The sequence below is a fragment of the Oryzihumus sp. genome, assembly GCF_036391795.1.
GTDB lineage: Bacteria > Actinomycetota > Actinomycetes > Actinomycetales > Dermatophilaceae > Oryzihumus.
In genome coordinates this window covers 1-6,629 of the sequence record NZ_DASVZH010000034.1, presented here as the reverse complement: position 1 = coordinate 6,629, position 6,629 = coordinate 1, and the positions used below count along the sequence as shown (strand labels likewise).

7 protein-coding genes are annotated in these 6,629 nt (G+C 72.7%); 3 read left to right on the top strand and 4 right to left on the bottom strand.

The window, feature by feature from the left end; genetic code table 11:
* Window positions 1-310 precede the first annotated feature (310 nt).
* From VF825_RS01735 to rimO, 4 genes are all read right to left on the bottom strand, one after another.
* A complete protein-coding gene (locus VF825_RS01735) occupies window positions 311-616 on the bottom strand; it encodes a helix-turn-helix domain-containing protein (protein WP_141787746.1) in 306 nt (101 codons plus the stop codon).
* A gap of 103 nt (window positions 617-719) precedes the next feature.
* Window positions 720-1,292 carry a nicotinamide-nucleotide amidohydrolase family protein gene (locus tag VF825_RS01730; protein WP_331109486.1) on the bottom strand — a complete coding sequence of 191 codons (573 nt, stop codon included), beginning with the start codon at window positions 1,290-1,292 and terminating at the stop codon, window positions 720-722.
* On the bottom strand, window positions 1,289-2,014 hold the full coding sequence (pgsA, locus tag VF825_RS01725; RefSeq protein WP_414695743.1) for a CDP-diacylglycerol--glycerol-3-phosphate 3-phosphatidyltransferase: 726 nt from the start codon (window positions 2,012-2,014) through the stop codon (window positions 1,289-1,291). Before pgsA ends, VF825_RS01730 begins: the two co-directional genes overlap by 4 nt.
* Window positions 2,011-3,489, bottom strand: coding sequence for a 30S ribosomal protein S12 methylthiotransferase RimO (rimO, locus tag VF825_RS01720; RefSeq protein WP_331109484.1), 1,479 nt, complete (start codon window positions 3,487-3,489; stop codon window positions 2,011-2,013). The genes pgsA and rimO overlap by 4 nt, the downstream gene beginning before the upstream one ends.
* A gap of 36 nt (window positions 3,490-3,525) precedes the next feature.
* On the opposite strand from rimO, the gene VF825_RS01715 reads away from it, so the two are divergent.
* The 3 genes from VF825_RS01715 (at window position 3,526) to kdpA (ending at window position 6,584) form a co-directional block, all read left to right on the top strand.
* Window positions 3,526-4,725 carry a dipeptidase gene (locus VF825_RS01715; RefSeq protein ID WP_331109482.1) on the top strand — a complete coding sequence of 400 codons (1,200 nt, stop codon included), beginning with the start codon at window positions 3,526-3,528 and terminating at the stop codon, window positions 4,723-4,725.
* A gap of 81 nt (window positions 4,726-4,806) precedes the next feature.
* Window positions 4,807-4,935, top strand: coding sequence for a K(+)-transporting ATPase subunit F (gene kdpF, locus VF825_RS20050; RefSeq protein ID WP_414695742.1), 129 nt, complete (start codon window positions 4,807-4,809; stop codon window positions 4,933-4,935).
* On the top strand, window positions 4,935-6,584 hold the full coding sequence (gene kdpA / locus VF825_RS01710) for a potassium-transporting ATPase subunit KdpA (protein WP_331109480.1): 1,650 nt from the start codon (window positions 4,935-4,937) through the stop codon (window positions 6,582-6,584). The genes kdpF and kdpA overlap by 1 nt, the downstream gene beginning before the upstream one ends.
* Window positions 6,585-6,629: the final 45 nt, after the last annotated feature.

Here is a 6,629-nt window from a genome sequence, read left to right as displayed (position 1 = left end):
CCCGGCACCCGGCACCCGGCACCCGGCACCCGGCCAGGCTCGGCCGGGCCAAGCCACTCCCGTCGGCCCGTTCGAACGCGGAACCCGCGAAACCCGCCAGATGCATGCCCGACCCCGCGTGCGTTTCCGGGGCCGGCCGCCCACGTTCAGGGTCGGTGGGCGAACCGGGGACCCGCGAGCGCTTCGAGAGTCGAGAGCCCGACGGAGGGTCGGGTGGGGAGCCGCAGGGCCTGCGCCAGTCACCCGTCCCGGCGACAGCGCCGGGAGATCGTCTGGCTGCCGGCGAGCGCCAGCCGGGCTCAGGTGCCGGTCAGGCGGCGGAGGCGGAGACCAGGCGGCCGGAGATCGGGGTGACCGGCAGGGCGACCGGGGCGCTGACCGCCTCGGACTCGGCGACGCGGTCGGAGACGTGGCTGAGCACCTGCGACAGCGGGAGGTTCAGCGCCCCGCAGATCGAGGCCAGCAGCTCGGAGGAAGCCTCCTTCTCGCCGCGCTCGACCTCGCTGAGGTAACCGAGGGAGACCGACGCCGACGCGGAGACCTCGCGCAGGGTGCGCCCCTGGGCCTGGCGCTGCTCGCGGAGCACGTCACCAAGTTCACGACGAAGCAAGATCATGACGCCTCCTCCACATGGCTCGGACTTGCGATGTTGCCCCACACGGTACCGCGAGGGGTTGGTCCCGCGCCTGCGGGATGGTGGCTTTGCCGCACGTCAGGACTCAACCCGCCGGCGGGGGTGCGTCTTCCCCGACCCGTCCGGCGCCGGCCGCGGGACGGGCGGACAGCTCGTCCTCGTCCAGCAGCTCCTGGGCCAGCAGCTCCAGCACGGCGGCCACGGACCGCTGCCGGATCTCGCCGCGGGACCCCGCCAGCGCCAGCGCCTGGACCCGGGTCGTGCGAGGGCCGGCGACGGCCACGAACACCGTGCCGACCGCCTTGCCCTCGGAAGGATCGGGACCGGCCACGCCGGTGGTCGCCAGGCCGTAGGTCGCGCCCAGTCGCTCGCGCGCCCCGCACGCCATCTGCTCGGCCACCCCGGCGTCCACCGCCCCACGTGAGGCGAGCAGCCCGGCATCGACGCCGAGGACCGAGGCCTTGACCTCCACGCTGTAGGCCACCACCCCGCCGCGCAGGACCAGGGAGGACCCGGGCACGTCGGTCAGGGCCCCGGCCACCAGGCCGCCGGTGAGCGACTCGGCGGTGGCCACCGTCAGCCCCCGCTCGGTGAGGCGACCCACGAGGTCGGCGCACACGGCATACACGTCGGGGCCGACGACGCCGCCGGTGCTCACGGCGACTCGTTGCCGCTCGCGGCGGCGCGATCGGCGGCCTCCGCCGCCTTGGCGGCGTCCCGCTCGGCGCGCCGGGCCCGCTTGGCGGCCGCGCGCGGGCTGGTCTGACGCAGGGTGAGCGCCCGCGCCACGTAGTCGACGCCGGTGACCACCGTGACGATGACGGCCAGAGCCATGGCGACCACGGCAACGTCGTGCCAGGCCCCGGACAGCGGCAGCACGTAGAGCGCGATGGCGACCGCCTGGACACCCGTCTTGAGCTTGCCTCCGCGACTGGCCGGGATGACGCCGTGGCGGATGACGAAGAACCGCAGCACGGTGATGCCGAGTTCCCGCGCCAGAATGACGATGGTCACCCACCAGGGCAGCTCGTCGAGCAGCGAGAGCCCGACCAGGGCCATGCCGACCAGCGCCTTGTCGGCGATCGGGTCGCTGACCTTGCCGAAGTCCGTGACCAGGCCGCGGCGGCGGGCGATGTCGCCGTCGATGCGGTCGGTCAGCAGGGCCACCCCGAAGACCAGGGCTGCGGCGATGCGCCACGTGGCCTGGGTGCCGTGGTCCAGGAGCAGGAGCCAGCCGAACAGCGGCACCAGCAGGATCCGCAGGACCGTCAGCGCGTTGGCGATGTTCCAGGCGCTGGGCTGCTGCTCCGGCTCGCCGAGGACGACCGGTTCGTCCGGGTCGGGCGCCGGACCCTGCGGCGTGGGCAGCGCGGCGTTCACACCGGCTCCGCGACCAGGTCGATGCCCTCGGTGCCGACGACTCGGGCGGTGACCAGGTCGCCGACCGACGGCGCCGGCGCGCCGTCCGCGAGCGCGAGCAGGGTGACGCCGTCGACGTCCGGGCCCTGGTGGGCGGCGCGGCCGGCGACCTCCTCCTCGTCGACCTCCTCCACGAGGACCTCGACCACCTCACCGAGGCGCTCCTCGGCGCGCTGCAGGTTCAGCTCCTCGGCCAGGGAGGTGAAGTGGGCCAGGCGCTCGGCCACGACCTCCTCGGCCAGCTTGCCGTCGTAGGTCTCGGCCTCGGTGCCGTCCTCGTCGGAGTAGCCGAACACCCCGGTGACGTCGAGCCGCGCCGCGGTGAGGAACGCCTCGAGCTCGGCGACGTCCTGCTCGGTCTCGCCGGGGAAGCCGACGATGACGTTGGAGCGGATGCCCGCCTGCGGCGCCCGCGCGCGCACCTGGTCGATGAGCTCGAGGAACGCCTCGCGTGAGCCGAACCGGCGCATCCGGCGCAGCAGCGGCTCGCTGGCGTGCTGGAAGGAGATGTCGAAGTAGGGCACCACGCCAGGCGTGGAGGCCATGACGTCGAGGAGGTCCATGCGGATCTCGGCGGGCTGGAGGTAGGACACCCGCACGCGCTCGATCCCGTCGACGGCCACCAGCTCGGGCAGCATCGTCTCCAGCAGCCGCAGGTCCCCGAGGTCCTTGCCGTAGGAGGTGGAGTTCTCGCTGACGAGGAAGATCTCCTTGACCCCTCGCTCGCCCAGCCACCGGGCCTCGGCCAGCACGTCGGAGGGCCGGCGCGAGACGAAGGCCCCCCGGAACATCGGGATGGCGCAGAAGGCGCAGCGCCGGTCGCAGCCGGAGGCGATCTTCAGCGGTGCCCAGGGCCGGCCGTCGAGCCGGGCCCGGATGACCCGCGGCCCGCTGGCGGGGACCGGGCCCTCGATGGTCACGGTCTCGGGGACGCGTGCCTCGGGGGCGGAGCCGTGCCCGGGCAGGGCCACCGAGCCGGCGCCCTCCTGGCGGCTGGCCGGGGACAGCGGCAGCAGCCGGCGGCGGTCCGAGGGGGTGTGCGAGGCGGGCTTGTGGCCGTTCAGGATGGCCGAGAGGTGGCCGGACATGTCCGCGTAGGAGTCGAAGCCGAGCACCGCGTCGGCCTCGGGCAGCTGGGAGGCGAGCTGCTCGCCATACCGCTCGGCCAGGCACCCGACGGCGACGACGGCCTGGGTGCGGCCCTCCCCCTTGAGGTCGGAGGCTTCGAGCAGGGCGTCGATCGAGTCCTTCTTGGCCTGCTCGACGAACCCACACGTGTTCACCACGGCGACGTCGGCGTCGGCGGCGTCGTCCACCAGAGTCCAGCCTTCGGAGGCCAGCCGCCCGGCCAGCTCCTCGGAGTCGACCTCGTTGCGGGCGCACCCGAGCGTCACCAGGGCAACGCTGCGCGCAGGGGCAGGGGCAAGGGAGGTCATGCCCTCACCATAGTTGGGCTGCGGTTGAATGACCGCATGCCGGACTCCCCCGCGACCCTCGCCCGCGTGACCGAGCTGCTGCGCCGCCACCCCCTCGTGGACGGGCACAACGACCTGCCGTGGGAGGCCCGCGAGCAGAGCGGCTACGACTTCGACCGGCTCGACATCGGCGGGCACGTGGCCACGACGAGCACCGACGTGCCCCGGCTGCGGGCCGGCGGTGTCGGCGCGCAGTTCTGGTCGGTCTTCGTGCCCAGCAGCCTGCAGGGCGACGCGGCGGTGGTCGCCACCCTGGAGCAGGTCGACGCGGTGCACCAGATGGTCGGCCGGTATGCCGGTGAGCTGGGTTTCGCCCGCACCGCGGACGAGGTGGAGCGCGTCTTCGCCTCCGGCCGGATCGCCTCGCTCATGGGCGCCGAGGGCGGCCACTCGATCGGGTGCTCGCTGGCCGCGCTGCGGATGCTCTACGTCCTCGGCGTGCGCTACCTGACCCTCACCCACAACGACAACGTGCCGTGGGCCGACTCGGCCACCGACGAGCCGGTGCTCGGCGGGCTGTCGGCGTTCGGCGTCGAGGTGGTCCGCGAGATGAACCGGCTGGGCATGCTCGTCGACCTGTCCCACGTATCGGCGGACACGATGCGCGACGCCCTCAAGGCGACCGAGGTGCCCGTCATCTTCAGCCACTCCTCGGCGCGGGCGCTGTGCGACGTGCCGCGCAACGTGCCCGACGACGTGCTGGGCTCGCTGCGGGCCAACAACGGCGTGTGCATGGTGACCTTCGTGCCCGAGTTCGTCTCCCCCGACGTCGCCGCGTGGCGGCGCGAGGCCTCGGCCGCCGCAGCAGAGGTGGGCGTGAGGTCCACCGACTACGAGGCGTTCCGGTCGTTCAGCCGGGAGTACCGCGTGGCCCACCCCAAGCCGTCCGCCACCCTGGAGGACGTCGTGGCGCACTGCGAGCACGTGCGCGAGGTCGCCGGTGTCGACCACGTCGGGCTCGGCGGCGACTACGACGGCACCGAGACCTACCCGGTGGGGCTGGAGGACGTGAGTGGCTACCCGCGCCTGCTGGCCGCCCTCGCCGACCGCGGCTGGTCCGACGAGGACCTCGCCAAGCTGGCCGGCGGCAACGTGCTGCGGGTGATGCGGGACGTGGAGGCGGGCGCCCGGGAGCTGCAGGAGACCCGCGGACCCAGCCTGGCGACGTACGCCCAACTGGACCGCTCGCAGGGGTGAGCGGCGGCTCCCGCGGGCACGTCGGAACGCGTGCCCGGGGGCGCCATCAAGAACGCGTCAAGGCGCATCAGCGCTGTATCAATGAGGGGTCCCGGCGCCAGCGGCCCGGTCTGTACTGAGGGTGTGACAGAGAACCTCGTCGCCGGGATCATCGCCGGCGCCCTCATCGTGTACCTGGTGTACGCCCTGATCAGACCGGACAAGTTCTGATGGGGGCGACCCTCAGCGGACTGCTGACCATCGGACTGCTCGTCGTGGCCCTCGCCGTCGTCCACGTGCCTCTGGGCGACTGGATGGCGCGGGTGTTCACCGACGACAGGCACTGGCGGGTCGAGCGGCTGCTCTACCGCGCCGTCGGGGTGAACCCCGAGGCCGAGCAGCGCTGGACGACCTACGCGATGTCGGTCCTGGCCTTCGCCTTCGCCGGGTTCCTGCTGCTGTTCGTGTTGATCCTGGTCCAGCTGCGCCTGCCTCTGGCCCGGGGCGCGTCCGGGATGCACGTGGACACCGCGTTCAACACCGCGATCTCCTTCGTGACCAACACGAACTGGCAGGCCTACTCCGGCGAGACCGGGGTGACCGCGGTGACCCAGGCGCTGGGCCTGACCGTGCAGAACTTCGCCTCGGCCGCCACCGGACTGGCCGTCGTGGTGGCCCTCATCCGTGGCCTCATCCGGGTCGGCACCGACCGGCTCGGCAACTTCTGGGTCGACCTGACCCGGGCGACCACGCGGATCCTGCTGCCGATCGCGGCCGCGGCGGCGGTCGTGCTGATCGTCGGTGGCGCGATCCAGAATCTCGACGCCGCGACCACGATTCACACCCTCTCCGGCGGCAAGCAGGTGATCGAGGGCGGTCTGGTCGCCTCGCAGGAGTCGATCAAGGAGCTCGGCACGAACGGCGGCGGCTTCTTCAACGCCAACTCCGCCCACCCGTTCGAGAACCCCAACCCCCTGACCAACGTCTTCGAGATCTTCCTGCTCCTGGCCATCCCCTTCTCCCTGGCCCGCACCTACGGCGTCATGGTCGGCGACCGCCGTCAGGGCTACGCCGTCCTGGGCCTGATGGGCACCCTGTGGGCGACCGTGCTCGGCCTCACGCTGTGGGCCGAGACGCACGCCGCGCACGCCGTGACCGCGGCGATGGAGGGCAAGGAGCAGCGCTTCGGGGTCTGGGTCTCCTCCCTCTTCGCGGTGTCGACAACCGGCACCTCCACCGGCGCGGTGGACTCCTTCCACGAGAGCTACAGCCCGCTCGGCGGCGGCCTGCTGGCCCTGCACATGCTGCTCGGCGAGGTCTCCCCCGGTGGCGTCGGATCGGGCCTGGCGAGCGCCCTGATCATCGTCGCGCTGTCGGTGTTCATCGCCGGGCTGATGGTCGGCCGCACCCCGGAGTGGCTGGGCAAGACGATTGGGCGCAAGGAGATCACCCTCGCCGCCCTGACCACCCTGGTCATGCCGGTACTGGTGCTGGCCGGGACCGGCCTTGCCCTGGCGCTGCCGGGCAGCCGCGGCGCCCTGCTCGCCGCGGGACCGCACGGCCTGACGGAGATGCTCTACAACTACGCCTCGGCGTCCAACAACAACGGCAGCGCGTTCGCCGGCATGGCCGCCGACAGCCCGTTCTTCAACATCACCCTTGGGGTGTGCATGGCCCTGGGCCGGTTCCTGCCGATCGTGCTGGTCCTGGCCCTGGCCGGGTCGCTGGCCGCCCAGCAGCGGCGCCCCGTCACAGCCGGCACCATGCCCACGCACACGCCGTTGTTCGTCAGCCTGCTCGTCGGCATCGCCGTCATCGTGGCCGGCCTGACCTTCTTCCCCGCCCTCGCCCTCGGACCGATTGCTGAGGCCCTCGCATGAACCGCCACACCCTGGTGGCCACCATCCCGCAGGCGTTCGTCAAGC

Bases quoted from the DNA above. Each gene is read 5' to 3' on its own strand.
- VF825_RS01735 (WP_141787746.1), bottom strand. From the start codon at position 616: ATGATCTTGCTTCGTCGTGAACTTGGTGACGTGCTCCGCGAGCAGCGC.
- rimO (WP_331109484.1), bottom strand. From the start codon at position 3,489: ATGACCTCCCTTGCCCCTGCCCCTGCGCGCAGCGTTGCCCTGGTGACG.
- VF825_RS01715 (WP_331109482.1), top strand. From the start codon at position 3,526: ATGCCGGACTCCCCCGCGACCCTCGCCCGCGTGACCGAGCTGCTGCGC.
- kdpF (WP_414695742.1), top strand. From the start codon at position 4,807: ATGAGGGGTCCCGGCGCCAGCGGCCCGGTCTGTACTGAGGGTGTGACA.
- kdpA (WP_331109480.1), top strand. From the start codon at position 4,935: ATGGGGGCGACCCTCAGCGGACTGCTGACCATCGGACTGCTCGTCGTG.